Source organism: Streptomyces milbemycinicus, assembly GCF_002154605.1.
GTDB classification, from domain to species: Bacteria; Actinomycetota; Actinomycetes; order Streptomycetales; family Streptomycetaceae; genus Streptomyces; species Streptomyces milbemycinicus.
On sequence record NZ_MUNE01000680.1, the window covers coordinates 1 to 24,659 of the forward strand.

Consider the following 24,659-nt stretch of genomic DNA (forward strand, 5'->3'; position numbering starts at 1 on the left):
GCAGCGCCTCGCCGAGGCCGCCGCTGTGGCGCCGCTCGGGCGGCAGGGTCTCGTGCAGCCAGCGCCAGACGACGAGGGTGAGCAGCGCTCCCACGACGGTCAGCACGACGAACACACCGCGCCAGTCGGTGAGGCGCAGGACCTGGCCGCCGATCAGGGGCGCGGCGATGGGCGCGACGCCGGAGATCAGCATGAGGGTGGAGAAGAAACGGGCCATCGCGGCGCCGTCGTACAGATCGCGGACGACGGCGCGGGAGATCACGATGCCCGCGGCCCCGGCCAGGCCCTGCAGCAGCCGGAAGGCGATCAGCAGCTCGACGGTGGGCGCGATGGCGCATACGGCGGTGGCGACGATATAGACCACCATGCCGACCAGCAGCGGGCGGCGGCGCCCCCACTTGTCGCTCATGGGGCCCACGACCAGCTGGCCGAGCGCCATGCCCGCCAGACAGCCGGTGAGGGTGAGCTGGACGGTGGCGGCGGGGCTGTGCAGCGCGCCGGTGACCTCGGGCAGGGCCGGGAGGTACATGTCCATGGACAGCGCCGGGAGGGCGTTGAGCCCGCCGAGGACGAGGGTCATCAGAAGGCCGGCGCGGCGAGCCGCGGGGCTAGGGGAGGGCGCGGGTACGGGGGTGGACTCGGGTACGAGGGTGGACTCGGGTACGGATATGGGTCTGTGATCGGGTGCGGTCGGATGGCCGGACGGCGGCATGCAGCTCTCCGTGAGTCGTTGAGTCTTCTCTATGCTCTCAGCAAGTTCGTTGTGGTCATGACCGATGTGTGTACGGAGTGAGCGTGGAGATGGCCGAGACCGTGCGGTGGGGCATTCTGTCGACGGGCGGGATCGCCGCGTCGTTCACGGCGGATCTGCTGGAGCTGGCGGACGCCCAGGTGGTGGCGGTCGGCTCGCGCGGCCCGGACTCCGCGAAGCGCTTCGCGGAGCGGTTCGGGATACCGCGTGCGCACGGCAGTTGGGCCGAGCTCGCCGCCGATGAGGAGGTGGACGTGGTGTACGTCGCCACCCCGCATTCGGCGCACCGCGTGGCGGCCGGATTGTGCCTGGAGGCGGGGCGGGCGGTGCTGTGCGAGAAGGCGTTCACGCTCAATGCGCGGGAGGCGGCCGAGCTGGTCGATCTCGCCCGGGCCCGTAACGCCTTCCTGATGGAGGCGATGTGGACGTACTGCGATCCGGTCGTCCGGCGGATGACCGAGCTGGTCCGGGACGGTGCGATCGGCGAAGTGCGGGTGGTGCAGGCGGACTTCGGCCTGGCCGGGCCGTTCGACGCCGGGCACCGGCTGCGCGACCCGGCGCAGGGCGGCGGCGCGCTGCTCGACCTCGGGGTGTATCCGGTGTCCTTCGCGCAGCTGCTGCTGGGCGAGCCCGATGACATCCAGGCCAGGGCGCGGCTGACCCCGGAGGACGTGGACGAGAACACCGGGATCCTGCTGGGCTGGGACGGCGGCGCGACAGCGCTGCTGAGCTGCTCACTCAACGCCGACACACCGCAGACCGCGTCGGTGACCGGGACGGCGGGCCGGATCGAGTTCCCGCGCGGCTTCTTCCACCCGGAGCGGTTCGTACTGCACCGGCCGGGGCGGGATCCGGAGGAGTTCACGGCGCAGGGCGCGGGCGCCGGCCTGCGCGGTCTGCACGGGCTGCAGCACGAGGCGGCGGAGGTGATGCGCTGTCTGCGGGCGGGCGAGACGGAGTCCCCGCTGGTGCCGCTGGACGGCTCGCTCGCGGTGATGCGCACGCTGGACGCGGTGCGCGAGCGGATCGGCGTGCGGTACGCCGCCGACGAGGGGTGAGCAGCAGCAGGATGAGGCCCGCTGCGGCGTCTGCCGCCGCGGGCCTCAATGGGGCCTATCACCGCGCTTCTGACCTCCGTTCGTAACCGCCATGGGCTCATCGATGATGTGCGGGTGTGGGTGCGCTTCGCGCCGCCTAGGCGCCGTCTCGCGGCATTCCGGTTCACGCGGGTGCGGGTTTCGTCTCGGACCCTCCGGGTCCAAAGCGCTGCCAGGAGGGGAAGGGGGCGGCTGGTCCGTTGTCCCGGTTCCTCGGCCCGGCGGGCGGCTGAGCTCAAGACTGGCTCCGCTGCGCTCCACCGCGACTGCTGCCGCGCGGTGGCGAGCCGGTCGGTCCAGCGGTGCGCTCGACTGGGTGGCATGGGAGCGCGACGAACCGGCCAACGCCGCTGGACGGCGTTCCCGGACGCCGCGTGCGGGCATCGTCTCGCGCCTTCGGCGCACAGCGGCCAGCAGCGGGAAGGGGAGGGGCCGCCAAAGGTGTCGTCGCCGTCCAGCCCAACGGGCCGTCACCGGCTGGCGGGCGGCGGAACGGCCGATGGTCACCCAGAGCAGTAGGCGCCGGTCCGGTTGGGGCCTCCCCCCGCCCCCTCTTAAAAAAATGCTTGATGCAGAGCAAGCGATTATCTAAGAGGGGGTGGGGAAGAGCCGGTCCCATCCAGGAGTGCTCGCCTGTCCGTCGCGCTCCCACGCCCCCGGCCCAGCGCACCCCTGGACTGACCCCGGCCGGCCACCGCGCGGCAGCCCTCGTCGTCGCCTTCTTCCATAGCCTGGGCGATATACGCGGCCTCAGCCCAGGCCGAGCCGCAGGAACATGGCCGCGTGGTCGGTCAGGCCCAACTCGCGCGGCTCGTGCAGGTACTGGCAGGTCCGTACGTACTCACCGTGGCGGGCGGTCACGAAGGCGTGGTCGAACCGGTAACCATCCCCGCCGCGTCCGAACCAACTGTGTTCTGCCGCGTCAGGATGGAGGTGCCGGAAGGCATCGATCAGACCGGCGTCCACGAACGAGCGGTAGAAGGAATACTCCCACTTGCCGAACACCGCATGGTGCGGGACGTGGCCGGGCTCGACCACATTGAGATCCCCAGAGACGATGACCGGACCGTCGAACTGGGCGAGTAGGCCGGGCACCGCGTCCGTGACCGCGCCCTGGAACGCGCGCTTGTCCTCGTTGCGGCGCTCCTTGGGGCCACGGGAGGGCACGTACAGCCCGAGCAGCCCGACAGTGTGACTCCCGATGCGCACGCGCGCGGCAGGGCCCCGATGGGAGAGGACGCCGATGCCGCTGTCCACGGCTTCGAGCTCGGCAGAGCGGGAGGCGAGCACAGTACGGTAGTCAGGGCGCCCCGACGGCAAGGCGAGCACGGACCTGTACCCGCGTTGGGCGAGCGCCGTCACCAGGGCCTGACCGCCGGGACCGGAGCCGACCTCGGTCATGACCACAAGGTCCGCTGCCTCCTGGCCGGCCAGCCACTCGGCCTGCCGGCGCGACCGCTCGGCGGAAGCATGCTGGGCATTGAAGGTGATCAGCCGGGCCTCGTCCGTAGAAGCCTCGTGCACGGCCTCCGGCGGCGTGAGCAGGAAGAGCTGGTCGGTACTCACGGCTGGGCCGCCTCCTTCTCGTCCAGGAACACCTCGCCGGCCGCGTCCAGGCGCCGCTGGAGCCGGCCGGCTGTCGTCCGAACGAATTCCATCTCATCGGCCGTGAGGGGTTCTCCGACCGCACTGAGATTCTGGGCCGCCTGTTCGGGCGTCGTGAATCCTACGAGGCAGGCTGCGTTCTCGGCTTTCTGCAGACAGTACTGGAGGGCCACGCGGACCATGGCGTGGGTGCTGTCGCCGAAGCGGTCGCGCAGTGGGGCCAGGCCGTCGTCGATGATTTGGAGCGCCTTGGGCGTGAACCACGCTTTCCGGAGACGGTGGTCGCCGTCGCCGAAACGGGGCGGCTCGTGAGGCGTGTACTTACCTGTGAGAAGCCCCTGGGACAGCGGCTTGTTGATCAGGACGCTGGCCCCATGGTCGGCGGCGAAGGCGAAGATGTCCTGCTGGTCGGCAGGCGGGGGCGGCGTGAGCGCGTTGTACCGCACTGCCAGGTAGTCGGGCTGGATGCGCCGGAACAGGTAACGGAAGCGTGCGTACTTGTCCTTCCGCAGCTCTTGGGGAACGGTGACGCGCTCGGTCGCGAACCGGTGCGGGCCCCGCATCCCGACGGTCTTGATGAGCCCTTCGCGCTGGAAGGCGCGCATCTGCTCGACGGCGCCCTCCAGGTATCGGTCGTCCTCACCGAAGTCCCCGTTGTGGAAGAAATACACGTCGAGGTGATCGGTCTGGAGATTCTCCAGTGTGGTATCCAGCTGATGGCGCATGTGCGACGGCACGTAGGCGTGATCGGCCGTGCCGGTGAAGTAGCCGACCTTCGATGACAGCACGATGTCATCGCGTGGGACAGTGCGTACGAAGCGGCCGATGATCCTCTCGGAGCGACCATGCCCATACACATCGGCAGTGTCGAACAAGTTCGCGCCAAGGCTGTGGGCGATCTCCAGGCCGCGCAGCGACGCGGCGTCGTCGGCGGTGGACCAGCCCATCGGCAACCCAAGGTTGGTGTCCGGCCCTCCGATCGCCCAGCAGCCGATCCCCACCGGGTGGACACGCAGACCGCCGGTCAGCGTCCGACGCGGCAAGCTGCTCGTTACGTCACTCATCTCACTGCCCCTCCTCTGTACATTTCTGATGAAACCTCCACAAAGCTCTTGCAGGAGTGACTACGGTGACCGGCGTGACGAACCCACACACCGAACTGGATCTGAACGCCATCACCACCAAGGGGTGGGCCGACCGTGCCGACTTTCCAGACGCGGAATTCGAGCGGGCCGCCGAGTTCTACGCCTCGATGCGAACCCACGACGCTCACCTGCTCCAGGTGCGCGACGAAGCCTCGACCCGCATCAAGGAGTGGACGGGCTGCGTACCGCGCGACGTCGGCTCGTTCGGCACCCGACTCAACCTCGAAACCTCCGATCTTGACCTGGGCATCGGCTTCCCGGTCGCAGAGCGGGACAGCCTCATGGCGAACCTGGCAGGCCACGCGACGTTCCTCGACGAGCGCCAGACCTCGTTCAGCACGACGCGACTGGTCTTCTCCTTCACCGTGGACGGCATCGAGATCGACCTGAGCGCCCTGACCGTCGAAGATTTCGCTGTCGCGTCCCGGATGCTCGACCAGATCGACGAGACCATGACCGCGGAGGAACGCATCACCCATACCTGGGTCAAGCACCTCCTGCGGGCCGGCGGCCGACTCAACGAGTACGCCGACTGGAAGCTGGTCACCTACCGCAGGTTCTGCCCAGAGTTCAACTGGGTGCCGATCCCGGAAAAGGCCGGAGCCTGAGCCGCGTCGGCCCACCAGGGGCTGCCCCTCACACGTTGAGAGGGGCAGCCCTTCGCGCTCAGGTCCCACAGGGGTCCGCCGCGTTGATCAGTTGCCAGTCCCGGGCCTTCGCCCACCGGCCGTGCTCGCGTTCCAGCATCCGGGCATGTTCGGCGGACAGAACACCACTCACGCCGCGCACCGTCGTGGCCATCCGATCCCGCTGCGCCTCGATTTCGCTGTCCAGGACCCCGCGCATCCGTTCACCCAGAGCGGCGCGCTGCGCCGCCGACGAAGCGGCGGGCGACTCCGAACGCGCCATCCGGATCATCTCCCCGAGCACCCCGTACGCCGCGTCCTTGAGCACCACCCGGGCTCCGCGAACGTTCCGGCGCGGCTCGCCGTCGAGGATCTTCTCCAACGACTTGAGGGTGTAGTCCAGGGCGAAGTTCCGGTCCACCCAAAGCTGAGCCCACTCGCTGCACACGCCGATGCGCCAGTCGGCGAACTCCGCGTCCTGGCGCCCCATGGACGGACGCGTGGCACCGGTCAGCCCGGCCTTTTCAACCTGCTTGGTGTAGGCCGCGCCGATCAGGCACTCCATCGACACCAGCATGTACGAGATCCCCGTGTGGAACGCCCGGCCCGTGGAGGCGGTGGCCACGAAGTCCGGGTCGCGCACGCCTTCGACGATCTCTTCCACCCGAAGGTGAGGAAGCGGGCGTAGAAACAGATCAGTGCGCCCCTGGTAGGCGTACGTCGACTCCAGCTCCTCGAACGTCATGAGGTGGTCGAAGGTGATGTACGTGAACCGGGTCGGAACGCCGAGAGCGGACAGGGTACGGATCGCGAGCGCGTTCTGTGCGCCCTCCGTTTCCTTGTTGAACCGTTCCAGGATGGAGTCCACGCCGGACTCGACGCCGAACAGGCAGCGGCGCAGGCCCCGCTCCACGAGCGAGCGCCACATGGCCGCGCGCTCCACGTGCCAGCTCTGGTCCCGGTCCGTACGAACGACCTGGTCGATGCGGCAGCTCGTCTCCCAGGCGAATCCCGCGCCCTGCATCACGGACGCCATCTCCAGGGCGCGCGAGACCGCGTCGGCGCCGCGCCCGATGAATTCCTCATCGACGAGGTACAACGTCCGCGAGATGCCGGGGTACCGGTCGAAGACCGCGCTCATCTCCCGGAGAATCCAGGGGAACGCCTCCGGGACGCCGCCCGTCCACTGCCCCTTGTGGCCTCGCGGACAGAAGGAGCAGAAGTTCATGCACCCTCGGGAGGCTTCGAGCTGCGCGACGCCGTGACGGTCGAGGGTCGCCGGTAGGAGATCAAGTTCGGGGAGGATGCTGGTCTGGGCGCTGCTGACGGGCTTCGCCGTGTGGCGCCTGCGTCCGATGCTCAGCGTTCCCTCGCCACGGGCCGCGCCGTTGTAGCCAATGCCCTGGATCTCTTTGAGACGCATATCGCCGTGCCAGTGGGCGAGTACGTCCCTCATGGGTGCCTCGCCGGCGCCTCGGGCGATCAGCAGGTTCGGATACGTCTCCAGCAGCAGTCTCTCGTTCCGCGCGGTGAGGCTGCCACCTGCGATGACCAACGGCGGTTGCGGCAAGCCGTAGGCACTGTCGAGGAGTTCGGCCATGAGGTCGTGCTGGCCGAACGTGGCGGAGATCCCGAGAACATCGGGAGTGTCCTCAGAGACTCGCCTCACAAGGTCGGACAAGGTCACGCCGAGTTGCATGTCCGCCAGGTCCACCGTGCCGACGAGCGTCGAACGGGCGGCCCTTGCCACGTCACTGATGCCCAGCGGGAAGCGCGGCAGAGGGAAGTGCTCCGGGTGATACAGCGCGGTCAGGAGCACAATCGGCCGCGAGAGCCGGTACACGGCGTAGTCGTCGAGATGAGCTGAAGACAGCCACGACCCCGGGGTCTCGACTTCGATTCGGCCTTCCAACCACTCAGGCCAGTGACGGCTTGCGTGCGACTGCCCGGACAGGTCGGCGACGGTCCAGCATGAGTCCTGCCGCTCGATGAGGACCAGCCGACGCTCCAGGGTGCCGGTGACTCGAATCCGACCCGCCCGGCCGGCCAGGTGCTTTTCCAGGTGCGAGCGTAACCGTGGCGGGGAGACGAGGAGCTGGTCTACGCCTGCTGTCGCCGTGGCCGGAATTCCGGGAAATGTGCTTCGAAGCGTTTCTCGCAGCCGATCGGCACACGGAGAAATGGTGTTCATGAAACCTCCCTGATGAGGGGCGGTGGGACGAAACCCCAGAGCGCACTTCCAGGAATGAGCAATCGCATCTATCACGCTTCACCCCCCGCCGCCCAGTTGTTCCGCGACGGGACACCTGTTCGGCGCCGATCGCGGGGAAACCACAGGATTAGGAGCCCCTGTTTCTGCAGGGGCTTATGGGCGTGCACTGCTCTCACGGCCGGCATGGCAAGGTCACCATCCCTTTGGCGAGAAACAGACAGTCTTTCCATTCGGCCCGGATTCGACCGTGTAGCCGGGAGCCAAAAGCTCCAGCAACTCCAAGCCCCGTCCGCCGACCGATTGTTCGTGGGCCACGCGCCTCTGGGGCTCCCGAGGGGAGGCGTCCCATACCTCGATCCAAAGATCGGACCGCACTCGCACCTCGAACTCCGGTCCCTCGGCGTACTTGACGGAGTTGGTGGCCACCTCACTCACTAACAGCTCACACACATCGACCTCGCGCCCCCCGGCATCGGCGTAGGCACGGGCAGCCCAACTTCGTGCAGCCGCAACCGACTTCGGCTGGCGAGCGAACCTCGCTGTCGCCAACGCCCTTCCGTGTGCTTGGCGCTGATCCGTGCGCATGGCGGCCTCCAGCACGCGACTGCGGTCAGCCGCATAGACGTACACGCTCCGCTACGAGCCCTGCTCGATGCGTGACGCCGAGTGTGGTGCGTACGCAACTGCGTACGCAACCCCATCGCCGGAATTACCCTCAGACGTGCCGCTCACGCGGCCCCGCGCGCTACTCTCTGCGCTGAACACACCATTGCCGAGGGGAGGGCGCCCGTGGCGCTGAACACGGCCGCCATGGCTGCGCGCAAGCGCTTCGGTCAGGCGCTGCAAGAAGTGCGCAAGGTCGCCCGCCTGCCAAGCGGCAAGCCGGTGCAGCAGATCGATGTGGCGCACACACTCGGCTACAAGAGTTACCACCGTGTCTCGCGGATGGAGCGCGGTGAGACATGGCCGAACGAGGGCGAGTGGAAGGCCCTGGTCAAGTTCCTGGGTATGGACCTGGCGACGCGCGTGCGACTGGAGACCATGCGCGCAGAGGGCATGTCGATCGCTGACGCATGGTGGACGGCGTACGACGGAGAATTCCCAGAAAGCCTGCTCCAGTTCGTCGCCTATGAAGACGCGGCGCAGCGCATCACGACGTGCGCGGTCAATGTGATCCCGGCCCTGCTTCAGACGCGAACTTATGCGCGAGCGATCACGAAATCCGTCGCGGGTTCCGTTCTCACCCCTGACGCCGTGGAGCGATCAGTCGAGTTGCGTCGCAGCCGTCGAGGCATCTTCGACAAGCCGAACCCGACCCCGGTTGAGTTCATCTTCGGCGAGGCTGCCCTGCGTCAGCACGTCGGCGGTGTCGGCGTCATGCTGGAACAGCTCGACTCGCTGATCGAGGACGATGCCAAGCGCAAGATCAGCATCAGGGTCGTACCTTTCACGGCAGAAGCCGCATCCATGTATATGTTGCATCTGCTTGAATTCGGCGAGGCGGACGAGAAGCCGATTACGGCCTTCGATTCCATGACGGGAATGACCTTCCAGAAGCGTCCCCGGGAGGTCCGCGAAAACCGGCATTATATCGAGGCAATGCGAAAGCTGGCCATTTCACCCCTGGAGTCGTTGGCAATGATTAAAACAATCAGGAAAGAGCTGTCCAGTGCGTGACAAGAGCGAGTTGATAGCCCAGGACGTCCCAGAGGAGGCGTGGACGAAGTCGTCGTTCTCTGGTGGCGGCAGCGGGGGGGACTGCCTGGAAATCGCGAAGCTTCAGGGCGGCGTTGTCCTCCGTGACTCTGAGAACCCGGAGATGCGGATCTATCTCACGGATGCCGAATACAAGGCGTACACCCAGGGCGTGCAGGCTGAGGAGCCCGGCCTGGTGCTTTAGCTCCCCCAATACGGCGAAGGCCCCTTTCAGCCGGGCAACCCCCATCGTCGCCTTCTTCCTCAGCCGGAGCCGATGTACATCTGGGCGGCGTTCGGATGACCTCGTGCAGATGACGGAAGGGCCCGAAGACGGCACCGCCTGAAGTGGCGGTGCCGTCTTCCGCCTGCGGCCGACGCTGCGGCGTGCGTTCCGCCGGCCGGTTCAGGCCGTCGTCAGGCGTCCTGGAGGCCGGGGTTGCCGGCCTCGCTGACGAACGACGCCGCCGTGGTGAGCGGCGCGCCCGGCGCGGTGACTCCGGCGACCGTCTTGTAGTCGGCCCGGGCGGCTTCGCCGTCCAGGGTGACCGTCACATAGCCGCGGCGGCCGTTGTAGAACTTCATATGCGGGTTGGCCGCCATGTACGTGGCCCAGTTGGACGGCTTCTCGGAGCCGTCCTTGCCGCTGCTGATGGAGGTGCCGACGAACTCCACGCCCAGGGTGCGGGACGTGGGGTCGTTGAAGTCCTTCTTGATGTCGAAGGCGTAGTGGACGTGGACGTCGCCGGTGAGGACGACGAAGTTCTCGATCCCGGCCGCCTCGACGCCCGCGAGGATCCGCTCACGGGAGGCGGGGTAGCCGTCCCAGGAGTCCATGCTGAGCTTGGAGCTGGCGGCGGTGGTGTTCTTCCGCTGCGAGAAGGTGACCTGCTGCGGGAGCACGTTCCAGGTGGCCTTGGAGCGCCGGAAGCCGTCGAGCAGCCAGCGCTCCTGGGCGGCGCCGGTGAGGGTGCGCGAGGGGTCCTCGGACTCGGGCCCCGGGTACTGCCAGCCGTCCCCGTACGCCTGGTTGGAGCGGTACTGGCGGGTGTCGAGGATGTCGAACTGGGCGAGCCTGCCGTAGTGGAAGCGGCGGTAGAGCCGCATATCGGGGCCGTCGGGCTGCTGGGGCATGCGCAGCGGCATGTTCTCCCAGTACGCGCGGTAGGCGGCGGCCCGGCGGATCAGGAACTCCTCCGGCGGGTTCCCGTTCTCGTCGATGTCGCCCGCGTAGTTGTTCTCGGTCTCGTGGTCGTCCCAGGTGACGTACCACGGGAAGGCGGCGTGCGCGGCCTGGAGGTCCTCGTCGGACTTGTAGAGGGCGTAGCGCAGCCGGTACTGGTCGAGGGTGATGGTCTCGGTGTTGAAGAGCGCGGGAATGGTGCGGTCGGTGTAGTTGCGCGCGCCGCCGACCGAGTTGACGGCGTACTCGTACTGGTAGTCGCCGACGTGGAAGACGGCGTCCAGGTCCTCGTTGGCCAGGTGGCCGTAGGCGGTGAAGTAGCCGTCGTGGTACGCCTGGCAGGAGACCAGGCCGAAGCGGCCCTCGCGGACGTGGGCGCCGGTGGCGGGGGCGGTGCGGGTGCGGCCGGCGGGGCTGGTGAAGTGGCCGGCGCGGAAGCGGTACCAGTAGACGCGGTCGGCGTCGAGGCCCTTGGCGTCGACGTGCACGGTGTAGTTGAACTCGGCGTGCGCGACGGTCTTGCCCTTGCGGACCACTCGTCTGAAGCGCTCGTCGTGGGCGATCTCCCAGCCGACGTACACGAAGCCCTCGTCGGGCAGTCCGTTGCCCGGCTCGTACGGGCGCGGGGCGAGTCTGGTCCACAGCACGACGGCGTCCGGCAGCGGATCGCCGGAGGCCACGCCGAGGGTGAAGGGGTCGTCGCTCAGGGCGTGCGAGGTCTGCTCGGTGGCGTGGGCGCTGGGCAGGTTGGTGCTGAAGGCGATGGCCGCGGCGGCCCCGGTGACGGTGAGGAAGCGGCGGCGGCCCAGGCGCGCTGCCGCGGCTCGTATGGCCTGCTGATGCGGGTGGTGTGCCATCTTTTGCTCTCCCCTGGCTCGTGGCGGTCAGCTCGTGGCGACTGGCTGTGGCGTTCCGGCTCGTGGCATCTGGCTGGTGTGTCAGAGGAATTGCACGGCCAATGGGCGGCCGCCCGCTAGCCTGTACACGTCATCAAGATGTCGGACGGGTGAGTTCCGCATCGGGATGGGACGTTTGACGCGATATGCCGCCGCGTTAAGCAATGTTGACGTCGCGTACGCTGCGGACCCATGAATGTCATGTCGAAGGTCGCGGTGGTGACCGGCGCCGGATCCGGGATCGGCCGGGCGGTGGCCCTCGAACTCGCCGACGCGGGCTGGTCGGTGGCCCTGGCAGGACGCCGCCGAGACGCCCTCGCGGAGACGGAGCGGCTGGCGGGCCGGGACGGGGCGGTGATCGCCGTACCGACCGATGTGACCCGCCCCGAGCAGATCGACGCGCTCTTCGCGGCGGTACGGGACCGCTTCGGCCGCCTGGACCTGCTGTTCAACAACGCCGGCAGCTTCGGGCCGCGGAACGTGCCGCTGGACGAGCTGCGCCACGAGGACTGGCAGGCGGTGGTGGACACCAATCTCACCGGCGCGTTCCTGTGCGCACAGGCCGCGTTCCGCCTGATGCGCGGCCAGGATCCGCAGGGCGGCCGGATCATCAACAACGGCTCGGTCTCGGCGCACGCCCCTCGGCCGCGGAGCGTTGCCTACACCGCGACCAAGCACGCCCTGACCGGGCTGACCAAGTCGCTGTCGCTGGACGGGCAGCCGTACGGCATCGCATGCGGGCAGATCGACATCGGCAACGCGGCCACCGAGATGACCGAGAGAATGCGCGCCGGTGTCCCCCAGGCGAACGGGGAGACGGCGGTCGAGCCGGTGATGGACGTCGCCGACGTGGCTCGTACGGTGCGGCACATGGCGTCGCTGCCACTGGAGGCGAACGTGCAGTTCGCGACCGTGATGGCGACGGCGATGCCGTTCATCGGGCGGGGCTGACGGGCGAAGGATCGTCACTACGCGTACTTAACCAGTCACTTGATCCGATAATTCGATCAAGTGCTGATTTCACCCCTTAGGGCCAGTCGGGAGCCGGCCCTCGGGGCCGCCCCGGGCTGTTCGCAGACCCGTTCGTATGGCATGGTCGTCCTCTCACCGCGCCGCCCACCACGCCGCTCACGACCGAAGAGAGACCGCCGTGCGTTCTCTGCCGCTCACGCTGGTCGCCCGCATGCTGCCGGTCGCCGTACTCGCCGCCGCGGGCGTGGCCATGACGACCAGCTCCGACTCGGACACGCACCCCAAACCCTCCGCCTCCTCCCCGCGCCCCTCGGCGACCCCGACCGCGACCGCGTCGGCGGATCCCACGTCCGCCCCGACGTCGGACGGGCAGGGCGACGGCACCGCCGCGCCGCGCTACCCCGAGCCCCCGGCCAAGCCCTGCGGCACCCTCCCGGCCGGCACCGTCAAGGAGCTGGTGCCCGAGGCCGAGACGGCCGGCACCCGGCTCAAGACGAGCGATGCCACCCACCGCTCGGGCTGCTCCTGGCACGCGCTGAGCGGATTCGACTACCGCTGGCTGGATATCACCTACGACGTGTCGGCCTCAGCGCCCGCGCGCGCCCGGACGGCGCAGGGCAGCGGTCCGAGCACCGCCGTGCCCGGCCTCGGCGATCAGGCGTCGGTCAGCCTGAACGTCACGACCGATGACGATCAGCGCATACGTGAGGCGGTCGTGGTCGCGCGTGACGCCAACGCGGTGGTCACCGTCACCTACAACGGCGGCGACTTCGAGACACACGAGGCGGCGGGCACCGAGGAGATACGCAAGGGCGCGATCACCGCCGCGAAGACGGCCCTCGCCGCGCTCAACGGCTGAGCAGCGCTGGGGCCGGCCCCGCGCTCGACGGCGGACCCGCCGTTCCATGGACCATCACGCCCCCATCCGCAAGGCCATTGGGCAGAAGGTGGCATGAAGTCTCCATGTGCTTGAGACCGACGTCCACCATGCGCGACGATCGCCTACCAGTGGTAACTACAGCATCATCAGAACCGCTCTGAACAGCTCGGAAGTTGCAATGAGACCCACCCCGGTGCCCTTAGGGGTGCCGATCTCTGCTCAGCTGGACACCTTTCGGTGTCGTTTGGGCACCTTTTGGTGCCGGCGTGGATGAGAGGAGCACGAAGGTGATCGTAACGGGGGAGGACGCAATGCCGATCAAGGTCCTGATCGCCGATGGACATGCCCTGGCCAGGCTGGGGCTGTTAACTCTGCTGAGCTCGGCCCCCGGGCTGCGCGCCGTCGGCGAGGCCGCCGACAGCGACGGCGCCCGCGCCCTGGCCGCCGCGCACAGCCCGGACGTCATTCTCATGGACATCTCCCTTCCGCATCTCGGGGGAATCGCCACCACCCAGCACATCGTGGAGGCCGCGCCCGCCCGGCCACCCCGCGTCATCGTCACCGCCTCGGAGGTCAGCGACGAGGAAATCCAGTCCGCGCTGCGCGTGGGCGCCGCCGGGATCCTGCTCAAGGACACCTCACCGCAGAAGACGATCGCCTCGATCAGCGCGGTCGCCACCGGCGATATGGCCTTCTCGCCCAGCGTGATGGAGCGGCTGATCAACGCGTACACCTACCGTGCGACGGCCACCGAGACCGCGGGGTCGACCCTGGCCATGCTGACCATGCGGGAGACCGAGGTGCTGCGCCATGTCGCCAAGGGCCGCAGCAACTCCGCCATCGCACGGGAGCTCAAGATCAGTGAGGCGACCGTGAAGACCCATCTGAACCGGGCGATGACCAAACTGGGCATCACCAGCCGGGCCCAGGCCGTGGCGCTGGGCTATGAGTGCGGTCTGGTCGTTCCCTCGCAACCCCATGCGGTCGCCTGAGTTCTCCCTCTTCATGACGGGCCTGCCCCGGCGGACCGGCCGACGACCGGTGACGGCGTCTCCGGCCGCCGGGGCGGCGCCACGCCCTCCCGCGTCAACACACCGCTCACCCCCGCTCCGCCACCTCCTTGATCCGGCCCAGCGTCGTACGCATCCCCTCGACCATCAGCCGCTCCCGCCGGAACCCCACCAGGCCGCTGGCGTCGACCGCCCGTATCAGCAGATGGGGGCGGCCGAAATGCTCCCGCCACTCGGTCAGCACCACGCCGTCGCCATCGCCGTCGGGTTCGATCCGATAGCCCCACCGCACCTTCGACTGCGCGACCTCGAATGCGAACACCTTCCCTTCCTCGCACTCCACGACCGTGCAGTCGGTGGTCCAGAAGATGAGCCCACGCCGGTTGCGGCCGCGGAACCGGGCCCCGAGGGCGGGCCCCGACGCCGGGGCCACCCAGCGCCCGCCCTTGCACTCGGGGCTGAACCGGCCCATGCCGGTGACATCGGAGACCAGCCGCCACACCCGCTCGGGTGGGGCGGCGATGGAGATCGAGACCTCGTCCACTGCGCGTCCGCCTTCCGGTCAGCGCCCGTGCCAGTCCCGCAGATGGGACCGGTGCACCTCGGGCACCACGGACGGGTCGTAGAACTCGTCGTAGAAGTCGACGTCGAGGTGGACCGACTGGAAGCCCATCTGCGTGTGGTACGCGGGCAGATACGAGGGGAACCGGCCGGACTTCTTGTACGTGTACTCGCAGAAGGCCACCGTGGCGTCGATCGCCTTCTGGCTGATCCCGCTGATCCCCGCCGCCACCTTCTCCGGCTCCCGCCAGCCGCCCCGGCCGATGCCGCCGCGGTAGATGCCGTTCTCGCCGAACTTGCGCTCGACGACCGCGTGCACCGCCGCCTCCATCGACTCGTAGTACGGCGGGCAGTACGGCTTGAGCAGCACCTCGCCGTCCCGCTCCAGGCCCAGCGGATAGGCGAAGCCCGCGTCCTGGCGGCGGAGTTTGAGGACCATCTTGGCCAGCGTGGGCACCCGGAAGTACTGGCTGATCGGCATCTCGGCCATCCGGAAGTCCAGCGCCTCGAACCATCCGCCGTCGTGCCCGGTGTAGTGCGGGAAGCCGCCCAGCCCCAGCGCCTGGCTGACCAGGCCCAGGTTCTGCAGCATCATGCCCATCTCGATGCACGCCGTCTCCACCAGAAGGCGCTCGGCGTACTCCATCGGCATGGACTTCAGCTTCCGCGGGTCGTCGTCGAGGTGGCCGCCCTTGGACTTGCCGAACTTGCCGAGACCGGCCGGCAGGAAGAACCGCCGCTCGTCCAGGCAGAAGACCGCCATCTCCTCGTTGAAGAACTCCAGGAGGATGTTGATGTAGAGGTAGGACAGGTCCTCGATCGGCAGAAAGTAGGTGGACCCGGGGGTGTGCAGCGACCACTCGTTGCCGGTGAGGTTGTACGGCGACTCCACCGGCGGATGACGGCGCTCGCTCCCGATCTTGACCCGGGTGGCCCGGTACGCCCCGACGAAGTCGTTCTTGGCGACCAGCTCCTTGACCTCGTTCAGCTCCGTCGTGGACAGATCGCCGGGCCGGCGGATCAGATAGGTGGCCTCGTCGTCCATGACCACCATCGCCCCGCTCTGGAGCGCGTCGGAGCTGGAGATGGTGCGGCCGACGACGCCGGCCATCACATTGCCGCCCTTGCCCTTCTCCCAGTTCCAGTCGTTGAGCGCGGGGCCGGTGATACCGCAGGCGGCGAAGGTGAGGATCGCCTGCTCCTCCTCCGTCAGCGGCACCGGCTCGTGCTTGCTGCGGTACTCAAGCGGCCCGCCGGGGACCGTCATCCCCATGCCGAATCTACGGGCCCGGCGGGACTTCAGGCCCTCGATCAGCGGAAAGCTCTGCCAAGTGTCGCTCGCTGCCATGGTCTTGCGTGCTCCTCGTTCTTGAGGTTCTTGAGTTATCGGCCACGGAAGGGGCTGCGGATGTGGCTGCGGATGAGGCGCGGCCCCGGCCGGGGAACCACCAGTTGGCCGAGCCCATGAGCTTCATGGCGGCCGGTACGACGAACATCCGCACCAGCGTGGCGTCCACGGCGATCGCCACCGCCATGCCGAAGCCCAGCTCGCCGATGGGCTGGATCCCGGAGAGGGTGAAGCCGCCGAACACCGCCACCATCAGCACCGCCGCCCCGGTGATCAGCGGGCCCGTGGCGGAGATGCCGAGCGCCACGCTCTCGGTGTTGCCGAGCCCCGCCTTGTAGTACTCACGCACCCGGCCCAGCACGAACACTTCGTAATCGGTGCTCAGGCTGAACAGCAGGGCGAGCAGCAGCACGGGGACGAAGTTGGTGACCCGGCCGGACGCGTCGAAGCCGAGCGCCTCCGCCACCGGGCTGTCCTTCTTGAAGGCGAGGGCCAGCATGCCGAACGCCACGGACACCGAGAACACATTGACCAAGATGGCCTTCAGCGGCAGCAGCACCGAGCGGAACGACAGCATCAGGATGACGAAGATCGCGAGCAGCATCACCCCGACGACCGTGGGCAGTCCGTCGGCGATCACCTTGTTGGCGTCCACGCCCTCGGCGGTCTGGCCGCCGACCTCGATACGCAGCCCGTCGCCGTCGGCCCGCGCCGCCACCCGCCGTACGTCCGCGAGCAGCCCGCGCGTCTCGGGCGAGGAGGCGTGCTCCTCGGGGATCACCTGCGCGATGAACTTGGTGCGGTCCTTGGAGACGAAGTACCCCACCGAGGCGCGGACGGGGTCCGGCAGCCGGTCGCGTACGGCGGGTTCGAGCGCGTCGAACGGACGCCCCGGAGCCGCCTGTTCCAGGGCGTCGAGCGCGGAGTCCACCCGCCGTACGTGCCCCAGGCCGGCCAGCTCGTCCCGTAGCGCGGCGATCCGCCCGCCGTCGCCGCGCAGCGGGGTGTCGGAGCGGATCAGCACCACCATCGGGGAGGCGTCGCCCGGCCCGAACTGCTCCTCCACCCGGTCGTAGGACTGGCGCACGGTCGAGGAGGTGGGGGTGATCTTGGCGTCCGGGGTGAAGGTGTCCAGGGCCAGGGCCGGGACGGCGCCCACCGCCAGCAGGGCGGTGCCCGCCACCAGGGAGAGCACCGGCCGGCGCAGCACCCGGTGGGCGAAGCGGTACCAGGCGCGCTCGCGGGGGTCGGCGGTGGCGCCGGCCGGGCGGAGCTTGGCGAACAGGTCCCAGCGCCCGATCCGGGGGCCGACCGTGTACAGCAGCACCGGCAGCAGCAGAACGCTGGTGAGCACCGACACCGCGACGACCAGCGCGGCGCCGAGGGCGATCGACTGGATGACGGGGAGGTTGACGAAGGCCAGCGTGGCCATGGACACGATGACGGTCACGCCGGAGGCGACCACGGTCTCCCCGGAGGTGGCGAGCGCGATCCGCAGGGCGCGCGGTACCGGCTCGCCTCCCTCCAACTCGTCCCGGAAGCGGCGGATCATGAACATCGAGTAGTCGATGCCGACGCCGAGACCCAGCATGGTCGCGGTGTTCTGGACGAACACCGACAGGTCGTAGGAGTCGGCGAGCACGGACAGGATCGCGAAGGTGACGACCGCCGCCGTGCCCGCGGTGATCATGGCGACCACCGCGGAGACCACGCTGCGGAACAGCAGCAGCAGGATGAGGGTGATCAGCGGCATGACGATGATCTCCGCCTTGACCAGGCCCTCTTCGCTCAGGACGTTGATCTCGCCGAAGAACGGGGCGGTGCCCACCATGCCGACGGTCAGGCCCCGTGCCTCGTACCGCTTGTCGTACTCCCGCTGGATGTCGGGGAGGATCCGCCGGGCCGTGCCGTCGTCCACATCGAGGCCGAACATCTCGATCGCGGTGTGGCCGTCCCGGCCGACGAACGCGTTCTTGGGCGCGCCCTGGAGGGTGGACCACCCGTAGTGCGAGGCGGCCTTGAGCCGTTTGTCGCCCTCGATGTCGGCCATGGCCTGGCGTACCCGGCGCTCGAAGGCGTCCGTGCCGGTGGCGTGGCGCTTGTCGTGGACGACCACGGTGACGCTCGTCTTGCCGCGGCCGGTGAACCCCTCCTTCTGCTGCTCCGCCACCCAGGTGGACTGTGAGCCGGGGACATACCAGCCGCCGCCGCTCAGCTTGTCCGGCAGCGACAGCGCGAGCAGCCCGCTGATCACCAGCAGCGCGCCCCACACCACCAGCAACGGCCATCTCACCCTGCCGATGAACGCTACGAACCGCTCCGTCACGTGGCCTCTCCCCGGCTTCTCTGCGCTCGGCGTATCCCTGTCGGCGATCAGTAGACCGTGGTGTCCAGGTCCTCGCCCAGGAAGTAACCGGCCAGTGCGGGCAGCGCCTTGGCCCGCGCCGGCGGGTGGAACGCCAGGGCGCGCGTGGCCTGCAGCAGATAGCCGACCTCGGTGTCGCGGATGAAGGAGATACCGCCCGCCAGTTCGCTGGCGGCCGTGGACACCTCCATCACCGACTCCTGGACCTGGAAGCGGGCCAGCAGCGAGCGGGCCAGCTGGTCGCCCGGGTCCTCGATGGACGCGGTCATGTCGCGCGCCACGTTCTCCACGGCGCCCATGGAGCTCTCCAGCTTCACCAGCAGGGCGCCCACCTCGGCGCGCGAGACCCGCGGGGAGGCCATCGCCTTCTCCACGAGCGTGCTCGCCACCCCCACGTACGAGGCCGCAGCCAGCAGCTCGAACCAGGTCCAGCCGCGGACCTGGAGGGTGTCCATCTGGGTGCCGGGGCGCTGGTCGGTGAAGACCATCAGCGACTCGTCCAGGACCAGGTCCTCCAGGATGACCTCGTCGCTCTCGGCGCCGGCCAGCACCTCGCTCTCCCAGAACGGGCGCCGCACCAGGCCCTCGGTCGCGGCGGGGATCAGGGCCATGGCCAGATGGCCGTCGTACTTCTCGTCGCCCTCCACCAGCACGCTGGCGGTGAACCAGTCCATCGACGCGGACAGGCTGCACGGCTTCTTGCTGCCGCTGATGATGAAGTTCGTGCCGTCCCGGCGGGCGCGCATGGTCGGTGCCAGCATGCTGGCACCGCGCTTGGCCTCGGCGGATGCCGAGGCGACCAGCTGCTTCTCCCCCGCGATCGACTTGAGCAGGATCCACTCGAAGGCGTCGGGGGCGCAGTGCTCGGTCAGATACTCGGTGAAGGTGGCCAGCGACAGCTGGTGCATCATCGCGGCGACCGCCAGCGAGGGCGAGCGCATGGCCAAGGCCCGCTGGACGCGGACGGCATCCAGCGGCTCGGCGCCCAGGCCGTCGTGCTCGGCGGGCACCAGCAGCCCGGCCCCGCCGGCCTCCCGGAACGCCGGGATGGCCGGTCCGCCCCGCTTCTCGAGATCCGCCAGCGGATGCTTCGCCAGCTTCTCGTCGAGCCCGGGGAGCAGCCGCTCCAGCACCGCGCGCTCCCGCGCCCCGAGGCGGCCCGCTGCGGACGAAGCTGCGGACGATTGGGTGTCGGTCATGGTGAACTACTCCGGCTTCGCTACGACGGCACAGACAGGGGAGAAGCCGCGGTGGACGGCTTCGAGGCGGAATCCGGCGGACTCGAGCAGGGCCTTGATCTCCGGCTCGGTACGCAGCTCACCGCCGCTGACGACCAGGCACTCGATATCGCCGAGGGTGGCGAAGGAGGGGGTGCCGTTGCCCGGGATCACCATGTCGAACAGGACCAGGGTGCCGTCCTCGCCCATGGCCGCCCGGCAGTTCTCCAGCAGCTTGCGGGCCTTGTCGTCGTTGTAGTCGTTGAGGACCATCGACAGCAGATAGCAGTCGCCGCCCTCGGGCACCGACTCGAACATGTCCCCGGGCACGAAGTCGACGCGCTCGGTGTGTCCGGCCTCGCCCAGCAGCTCCTTGGCGCCGGCCACCACCCGCTCGCGGTCGAACAGCACCCCGCGCAGCTCGGCGTGGGTCTCCAGCAGGTTGGACAGCACCACACCCGCGCCGCCGCCGACGTCCACGACCACCTTGTGCTGCCCGAAGTCGTGCAGCGATACGGCCAGCAGCTGGGCCTGGGAGGCCATGGCCGTCATCGCACGGTCGAAGAGGCCGCCCTCCTCGGGGTGCTTGTCGATATAGGCGTAGTACGGCTGGCCGTGGTGGTCGGAGAACGCCTCGCCGCCCTTGCGCACCGCCTCCGGGGCCAGCGACCACGGGTCCCAGTGCCAGCGCGAGCTGTGCAGCATGGCGTTGTAGCGCATCGAGAACGGGTAGTCGGTGCGCAGGAAGTGTCCGGCCTCGGTCAGCGCGAACGTCTCGTCCTGGGCGTGGTCCAGCACCCGCAGCGTGGCCGCCGCCCGCAGCACCCGGTACAGCGCCCGCGGGTCCACCTCGTGCTGCTTGGCCAGGTCCTCGGCGCTGCGCGGGCCGTCCGCGAGCGAGTCGGGGATGCCCAGGGTGGCGAGGGTGCCGACCACCTGGGTGCCCCAGTGGCCCAGGATCAGCTGCATGAGGCCGGCGACGGGGAGCACGGAGTGCGCTATGACGTCGACCGGTTTCAGCTGTTCGTCGGCGGAGGAATCGCCGGAGGACTCGGCGGAGGAATCGGCTTGCTCGGTCATACTCATCCTTCCTCGGGGCGCTGCGGGCGGTGGGCGACCACTTCGCCGGGCAGTTCCTGGTCCAAGTACTGGGTCAACATGAGGCGGCGCCGGGGCTTGCCGCTGGAGGTGCGCTGGATGGTGCCGCGTCGGCAGCTGAAGACGGTGACGTCCACGACGCCGCCGACGTAGAGGGACAGCGCCTCGGCCAGCCGCTCGGCCCACTCCCCCGGCTCCAGTTCGGCGAGCACCACGATCCGGCGGGCGTCGACGAGGGTGGCGCAGCGGTAGCGGTCCACGCCGGGGGTGTCGCCGAGCCGGGCGTCCAGGTCCTCGGCGTAGATGTTGCGGCCGCGGACGCTCAGGGCGTCGCCCAGCCGGCCGATGACGTACGTCTGGCCGTCCAGCAGGAACCCGGCGTCTCCGGAGTACACGCTGCCGTCCGCGAACCGGGACGAGCTCTCGGCGTCCGGCGGCTCGTACCCGGCGGCCACGCTGTCGCCGGACAGCAGGAGTTCGCCGAGGTAGCCGTCGGGCAGCGGCCGGCCCTCGGAATCCACGGCGGTCAGCGAGACGCCCTCGATCGGGGTGCCCGAGCTGACCAGCCACTGGGCCGGGCTGTCGGCCGCGCCCGCGTCCCGCAGCGTGCCGCGGGCGAGGATCTTGACCGGCTGCTCCGGGGCCAGCGACTCCCAGTCGAGGTGCACTGCCTGCGGTACGGTGCCCGGCGCGTGTCCGGTGATCCCGAGCGTCATCTCGGCCATGCCGTAGCAGGGCGTGAAGACGGCGGGGTCGAAGCCGTACGGCTCGCACAGCTCGGTGAACTCCCACAGCCCGCGCGGATCGTGGCGCTCCGCGCCCAGGGTGGCCGAGCGCAGGGTGGAGAAGTCGGCGCCCTCCAGGTCCCCGGCCTTGAGCCTGCGGGCCGCGTACGCGAATCCGAAGGACGGCGCCGCGGTGTACGCCATCCCTTCCCGGGCGATGCAGTCGATCCAGCGCCGGGGGTCGTAGATGAACTGCTCCGGGCGCATCAGGGACAGATCGCCCTGCTGGGACACGATGGTCATCAGACAGCCGACGAGCCCCAGGTCGTGGTACATCGGCACCCAGCTGACGGTCTGCAGCGCGCCGTCGTAGTCGATCAGCCGGCTGTTGCCGCGGGCGTTGGCCTCCATGTTCGCCCAGGTGATGCGCACCCCGCGGGGGCTGCTGGTCGAGCCGGAGGTGAACTGGAGGGTGGCCAGCTCGTTGGCGGGGACCGCGCTGAGCCGGTCGGTCTCGGTGCCGGTGGAGAAGTCGCTGGAGAGCACGGCGACCGGGCCGCCGCCGTCCTCGGCCGCCGCGTCGGCGGCAGCTTGCAGTATCGACACATGCACCGGGTCGCCGACCACCGCCGAGGCCCGGGTCAGCCGCAGCACGCGGGCGACGTGGCGTACGTAGTCCTCCCGGCCGCCGAAGCGGGCGGGCGGCGCGATGGCCGTGGGGACGAGACCCGCGTTGACGGCACCGAAGTAACCGGTGACGAAGCCGACGCTGTTGGGCGTGGCCAGCACCACGCCCGGACGGTCCTTCCGCGCCCGGGCCCGGAAGGCCGCGCTGGCCAGGGAGACCAGATGGGCCAGATCGGCGTAGCTGTAGCGGTCCCACTCGCCCGAGCCCCGTGCGAAGCGCATACCGCGGTCGGTGCGCGGGGCGACCAGCCAGGACAGCAGCGGTGAGGGAGCCGGACCGGGCGCACCGGTCGCGGCGCCGGGCACACCGGTCACGGGGTGCCCGCCTTCCGCTTCATCACCTTCTGCACCTCGACGAACACCTCAAGAGCCTGTTCCAGCTGGGCCTGGGTGTGGGTGGCCATCGGGCAGATCCGCAGCATGGCGCCCGTCGGCGGGACGCCGGGGTACAGCGCCACACCGGTGAACACCCCGCGGTCGTACAGCTGCCGCCACCACTCCATGGCCAGATCGTCGTCGCCGAGGATGACCGGGATGATGGGCGTCGTCCGCTCGGGCAGGTCCGAGTCGGGGCCCATCGGCAGGCCCAGGCCCTTGAGTTCGGTGCGCAGAAAGCGGGAGTTGCGGCGCAGCTGCTCGGCGAGCTCGGCGCCTTCGGGCGAGCGGCGGATACGTATGGCCTCCAGCGAACCGCCCAGCGCCGCCGGGACGCCGACCGTGGTGAACACGAAGGCGCGCGCGGTGATCTGGAGATAGTCGATCAGCTCACGGCTGCCGGCGATGAACCCGCCGACGCCGGCCAGCGCCTTGGACAGGGCGCCCATCCGGATGTCGATCTGGTCCTGGACGCCGAAGACCTCGGCCGCTCCGGTGCCGTGCTCGCCGAGCACACCGAGGGAGTGCGCCTCGTCCAGCATCACGGCCGCGTCGTTCTCGCGGCAGATGTCCAGCATCTCGTCCAGCGGCGGCAGGTCCCCCTCCATCGAGTACAGCCCGTCGAGGATGACCAGGATCCGGCCGCCGTCGGCCTTGGCCCGGCGGACGCTGTCGGCGAACAGGTCCATCCGGTTGTGCCGGAAGCCGCGCAGCTTGGCCCGGGAGAGCCCGGCCCCGTCGAGCATCGAGGCGTGCGCGAAGGAGTCGGACACCACGGTGTCGCCCACGCCCACCAGGGCGCTGATGGTGCCGATGTTGGTCTGGAAGCCGGTGGTGAACAGCAGGGTGGACTCGACCCCCAGCCAGTCCGCCAGCTCCTCCTCCATCTCCCGGTGCAGGGCCGTGGTGCCGTTGAGGATCCGGGAGCCGGTGAGCGAGGTGCCGTAGCGGTCCACCGCGGCCTTGGCGCCGGCCAGCACACGGGGATGGCTGGCCAGGCCCAGATAGTTGGGCGACCCCAGCATCAGCCGCGGTGTGCCCTCCATGGTGACGACCGGGTCGAGCAGGGATTCCGCGTTACGGAAGAACGGCAGGTTTCCGTTGGCGACGCCGCGGTGGTACGCCGTGACGAACTCCGACGACTGCAGGTCTTTCAGCCAACTCGCCGTGTACTCAGGCATTGTGGGCCCCCTCGCCCTCGGTCCGCGCACCGCCGCCGGACACGCGCACGATGTAGTCGATGGCGTCCCCTACGGTGCGGAGGTCGATGGCGTCCTCTTCGCCGATCTTCACGTGGAAGGTGTCCTCGAGCTCCTGGGTGAGGGTGAGGATGTCGAGCGAGTCGATGCCGAGGTCGGCCTTCCAGGTCGCGCCGCGCACGATGCGCTCGGCGGACACCCCGCGGACCACCAGGTGGTCCAGGATCACCTTCATGACCTCGTCATCCGTCACCCGGGTCGACTGCTCTGCCATCACGCGTCCTTTCCCTGTTGGTCCTGGCCTTCTTGACGCAGTTGTCCCCGGGCCCTGACCAGATCGCGGCGGCTGACGCCGACCTTCTTGAGCGTCGGCATCAGGACGTCGCGGAAGAACACCTCGCGGTCGATGCCGATGACCTGCATGACGGCCAGCCGCTTGTCGTAGTCGGGCAGCAGGTCGTAGGCCGGCATCTTGAATTCCTTGACCACATGCGCGATGTCCTTGAGCGTGCCCTCGTAGTCCTCCTGAAGGCAGGCCTGGAGCGTGCGCCGGTAGAAATCCGCGTGCGCGGCCTCGTCCCGCGCGATGTAGCGGCAAACCTCGGCCATCACGGGGTCGCCGAGGTCACGGGCCCGGTTCAGCTGCTGCCGATAGCTCATCCAGGTCGTCTTCTCCTGAATGGCGCCGTACACGAACATTCTGCGCGGCGTGGAGAACGGCATCGTCCACCGCCTGCTCAGCACCTGGCTCTCGAATTCCCGGACCTGCTCCTCGGTGCGCTGTCCGGTGCGCAGCAGGAATTCCTTCAGGGCGAGCGCGTGCTTGGACTCCTCATAGCCCCAGTTCACCTGGAACCAGGCCTGCCCGAAGGACTCCCGTACGAGGTTGAGCCCTTCGGCCACATAGTCCGGCAGATACATCTCGACGCCGAGGAAGGTCTCCGCGCACTGGGCCAGGCTCTCGTCCCGGCTCTGCTCCTGCCATTTGTCCCACGGAATATCGTCGAAGACA

The 24,659-nt window shown here is 69.0% G+C and carries 22 protein-coding genes; 7 read left to right on the forward strand and 15 right to left on the reverse strand.

The features are described from left to right. On the reverse strand, positions 1 to 712 hold a 712-nt coding region (locus CCN51_RS42540), incomplete at its 3' end, for a Bcr/CflA family efflux MFS transporter (protein WP_143676075.1). A gap of 89 nt (positions 713 to 801) precedes the next feature. Here CCN51_RS42540 and CCN51_RS42545 point away from each other — a divergent pair. Beyond that, complete coding sequence (locus CCN51_RS42545; RefSeq protein WP_043491866.1) at positions 802 to 1,809, forward strand: Gfo/Idh/MocA family protein; 1,008 nt, start codon at positions 802 to 804, stop codon at positions 1,807 to 1,809. 789 nt (positions 1,810 to 2,598) lie between these two features. On the opposite strand, the gene CCN51_RS42550 is transcribed toward CCN51_RS42545, so the two are convergent. After that, a complete protein-coding gene (locus tag CCN51_RS42550) occupies positions 2,599 to 3,414 on the reverse strand; it encodes an endonuclease/exonuclease/phosphatase family protein (protein WP_014180235.1) in 816 nt (271 codons plus the stop codon). After that, complete coding sequence (locus CCN51_RS42555) at positions 3,411 to 4,517, reverse strand: aldo/keto reductase (protein WP_014180234.1); 1,107 nt, start codon at positions 4,515 to 4,517, stop codon at positions 3,411 to 3,413. Before CCN51_RS42555 ends, CCN51_RS42550 begins: the two co-directional genes overlap by 4 nt. A 74-nt stretch (positions 4,518 to 4,591) precedes the next feature. On the opposite strand from CCN51_RS42555, the gene CCN51_RS42560 reads away from it, so the two are divergent. Beyond that, positions 4,592 to 5,206, forward strand: coding sequence for a hypothetical protein (locus CCN51_RS42560; RefSeq protein WP_106436727.1), 615 nt, complete (start codon positions 4,592 to 4,594; stop codon positions 5,204 to 5,206). Between the two features lie 58 nt (positions 5,207 to 5,264). On the opposite strand, the gene CCN51_RS42565 is transcribed toward CCN51_RS42560, so the two are convergent. Together CCN51_RS42565 and CCN51_RS60345 are read right to left on the reverse strand one after the other, a co-directional pair. Beyond that, positions 5,265 to 7,136 carry a B12-binding domain-containing radical SAM protein gene (locus CCN51_RS42565; protein WP_202948311.1) on the reverse strand — a complete coding sequence of 624 codons (1,872 nt, stop codon included), beginning with the start codon at positions 7,134 to 7,136 and terminating at the stop codon, positions 5,265 to 5,267. A 492-nt stretch (positions 7,137 to 7,628) separates the two neighbouring features. Beyond that, positions 7,629 to 8,021 carry an ATP-binding protein gene (locus CCN51_RS60345; protein ID WP_143676076.1) on the reverse strand — a complete coding sequence of 131 codons (393 nt, stop codon included), beginning with the start codon at positions 8,019 to 8,021 and terminating at the stop codon, positions 7,629 to 7,631. Positions 8,022 to 8,225: 204 nt separating this feature from the next. Between CCN51_RS60345 and CCN51_RS42570 the strand changes: the two genes are divergently transcribed. Further along, complete coding sequence (locus CCN51_RS42570) at positions 8,226 to 9,113, forward strand: DUF5753 domain-containing protein (protein ID WP_014180231.1); 888 nt, start codon at positions 8,226 to 8,228, stop codon at positions 9,111 to 9,113. Beyond that, complete coding sequence (locus tag CCN51_RS42575) at positions 9,106 to 9,336, forward strand: DUF397 domain-containing protein (protein WP_014180230.1); 231 nt, start codon at positions 9,106 to 9,108, stop codon at positions 9,334 to 9,336. Before CCN51_RS42570 ends, CCN51_RS42575 begins: the two co-directional genes overlap by 8 nt. Before the next feature lie 212 nt (positions 9,337 to 9,548). Here the strand turns inward: CCN51_RS42575 and CCN51_RS42580 are convergent, their stop codons facing one another. Then, positions 9,549 to 11,171, reverse strand: coding sequence for an alkaline phosphatase D family protein (locus CCN51_RS42580; protein WP_014180229.1), 1,623 nt, complete (start codon positions 11,169 to 11,171; stop codon positions 9,549 to 9,551). Between the two features lie 240 nt (positions 11,172 to 11,411). Here CCN51_RS42580 and CCN51_RS42585 point away from each other — a divergent pair, with 240 nt between their 5' ends. The 3 genes from CCN51_RS42585 (at position 11,412) to CCN51_RS42595 (ending at position 14,054) form a co-directional block, all read left to right on the forward strand. After that, complete coding sequence (locus CCN51_RS42585; RefSeq protein WP_014180228.1) at positions 11,412 to 12,161, forward strand: SDR family oxidoreductase; 750 nt, start codon at positions 11,412 to 11,414, stop codon at positions 12,159 to 12,161. 199 nt (positions 12,162 to 12,360) lie between these two features. Then, positions 12,361 to 13,041 carry a hypothetical protein gene (locus tag CCN51_RS42590; protein ID WP_014180227.1) on the forward strand — a complete coding sequence of 227 codons (681 nt, stop codon included), beginning with the start codon at positions 12,361 to 12,363 and terminating at the stop codon, positions 13,039 to 13,041. Between the two features lie 332 nt (positions 13,042 to 13,373). After that, positions 13,374 to 14,054, forward strand: coding sequence for a LuxR C-terminal-related transcriptional regulator (locus CCN51_RS42595; protein ID WP_014180226.1), 681 nt, complete (start codon positions 13,374 to 13,376; stop codon positions 14,052 to 14,054). Positions 14,055 to 14,160: 106 nt separating this feature from the next. On the opposite strand, the gene CCN51_RS42600 is transcribed toward CCN51_RS42595, so the two are convergent. The 9 genes from CCN51_RS42600 to CCN51_RS42640 form a co-directional block, all read right to left on the reverse strand. Beyond that, positions 14,161 to 14,616, reverse strand: a complete 456-nt coding sequence (locus CCN51_RS42600; RefSeq protein ID WP_014180225.1) for an SRPBCC family protein — start codon at positions 14,614 to 14,616, stop codon at positions 14,161 to 14,163. An 18-nt stretch (positions 14,617 to 14,634) separates the two neighbouring features. Beyond that, complete coding sequence (locus CCN51_RS42605; protein ID WP_014180224.1) at positions 14,635 to 15,981, reverse strand: hypothetical protein; 1,347 nt, start codon at positions 15,979 to 15,981, stop codon at positions 14,635 to 14,637. Further along, a complete protein-coding gene (locus CCN51_RS42610) occupies positions 15,914 to 18,307 on the reverse strand; it encodes an MMPL family transporter (RefSeq protein ID WP_014180223.1) in 2,394 nt (797 codons plus the stop codon). Before CCN51_RS42610 ends, CCN51_RS42605 begins: the two co-directional genes overlap by 68 nt. Before the next feature lie 47 nt (positions 18,308 to 18,354). Further along, positions 18,355 to 19,545 (reverse strand): acyl-CoA dehydrogenase family protein, encoded by a 1,191-nt coding sequence (locus tag CCN51_RS42615; protein WP_063647571.1) that lies wholly within the window; start codon positions 19,543 to 19,545, stop codon positions 18,355 to 18,357. 6 nt (positions 19,546 to 19,551) lie between these two features. Continuing rightward, entirely contained in the window at positions 19,552 to 20,643 is a 1,092-nt protein-coding gene (locus tag CCN51_RS42620; protein ID WP_014180221.1) for a methyltransferase, read from the reverse strand. 2 nt (positions 20,644 to 20,645) lie between these two features. Further along, positions 20,646 to 22,388: an AMP-binding protein gene (locus CCN51_RS42625; RefSeq protein WP_014180220.1), complete on the reverse strand. Its 1,743-nt coding sequence runs from the start codon at positions 22,386 to 22,388 to the stop codon at positions 20,646 to 20,648. Beyond that, entirely contained in the window at positions 22,385 to 23,629 is a 1,245-nt protein-coding gene (locus CCN51_RS42630) for an aminotransferase class I/II-fold pyridoxal phosphate-dependent enzyme (RefSeq protein ID WP_014180219.1), read from the reverse strand. Before CCN51_RS42630 ends, CCN51_RS42625 begins: the two co-directional genes overlap by 4 nt. Continuing rightward, a complete protein-coding gene (locus CCN51_RS42635) occupies positions 23,622 to 23,921 on the reverse strand; it encodes an acyl carrier protein (RefSeq protein WP_014180218.1) in 300 nt (99 codons plus the stop codon). The genes CCN51_RS42630 and CCN51_RS42635 overlap by 8 nt, the downstream gene beginning before the upstream one ends. Next, positions 23,921 to 24,659: acyl-ACP desaturase (locus CCN51_RS42640; RefSeq protein ID WP_086860803.1), on the reverse strand; the 739-nt coding region annotated here is incomplete at its 5' end. The genes CCN51_RS42640 and CCN51_RS42635, both read right to left, overlap by 1 nt.

Bases quoted from the DNA above. Each gene is read 5' to 3' on its own strand.
- CCN51_RS42630 (WP_014180219.1), bottom strand. From the start codon at position 23,629: ATGCCTGAGTACACGGCGAGTTGGCTGAAAGACCTGCAGTCGTCGGAG.
- CCN51_RS42635 (WP_014180218.1), bottom strand. From the start codon at position 23,921: ATGGCAGAGCAGTCGACCCGGGTGACGGATGACGAGGTCATGAAGGTG.
- CCN51_RS42585 (WP_014180228.1), top strand. From the start codon at position 11,412: ATGTCGAAGGTCGCGGTGGTGACCGGCGCCGGATCCGGGATCGGCCGG.
- CCN51_RS42555 (WP_014180234.1), bottom strand. From the start codon at position 4,517: ATGAGTGACGTAACGAGCAGCTTGCCGCGTCGGACGCTGACCGGCGGT.
- CCN51_RS42615 (WP_063647571.1), bottom strand. From the start codon at position 19,545: ATGACCGACACCCAATCGTCCGCAGCTTCGTCCGCAGCGGGCCGCCTC.
- CCN51_RS42595 (WP_014180226.1), top strand. From the start codon at position 13,374: ATGCCGATCAAGGTCCTGATCGCCGATGGACATGCCCTGGCCAGGCTG.
- CCN51_RS42605 (WP_014180224.1), bottom strand. From the start codon at position 15,981: ATGGCAGCGAGCGACACTTGGCAGAGCTTTCCGCTGATCGAGGGCCTG.
- CCN51_RS60345 (WP_143676076.1), bottom strand. From the start codon at position 8,021: ATGCGCACGGATCAGCGCCAAGCACACGGAAGGGCGTTGGCGACAGCG.
- CCN51_RS42620 (WP_014180221.1), bottom strand. From the start codon at position 20,643: ATGACCGAGCAAGCCGATTCCTCCGCCGAGTCCTCCGGCGATTCCTCC.
- CCN51_RS42580 (WP_014180229.1), bottom strand. From the start codon at position 11,171: ATGGCACACCACCCGCATCAGCAGGCCATACGAGCCGCGGCAGCGCGC.
- CCN51_RS42545 (WP_043491866.1), top strand. From the start codon at position 802: ATGGCCGAGACCGTGCGGTGGGGCATTCTGTCGACGGGCGGGATCGCC.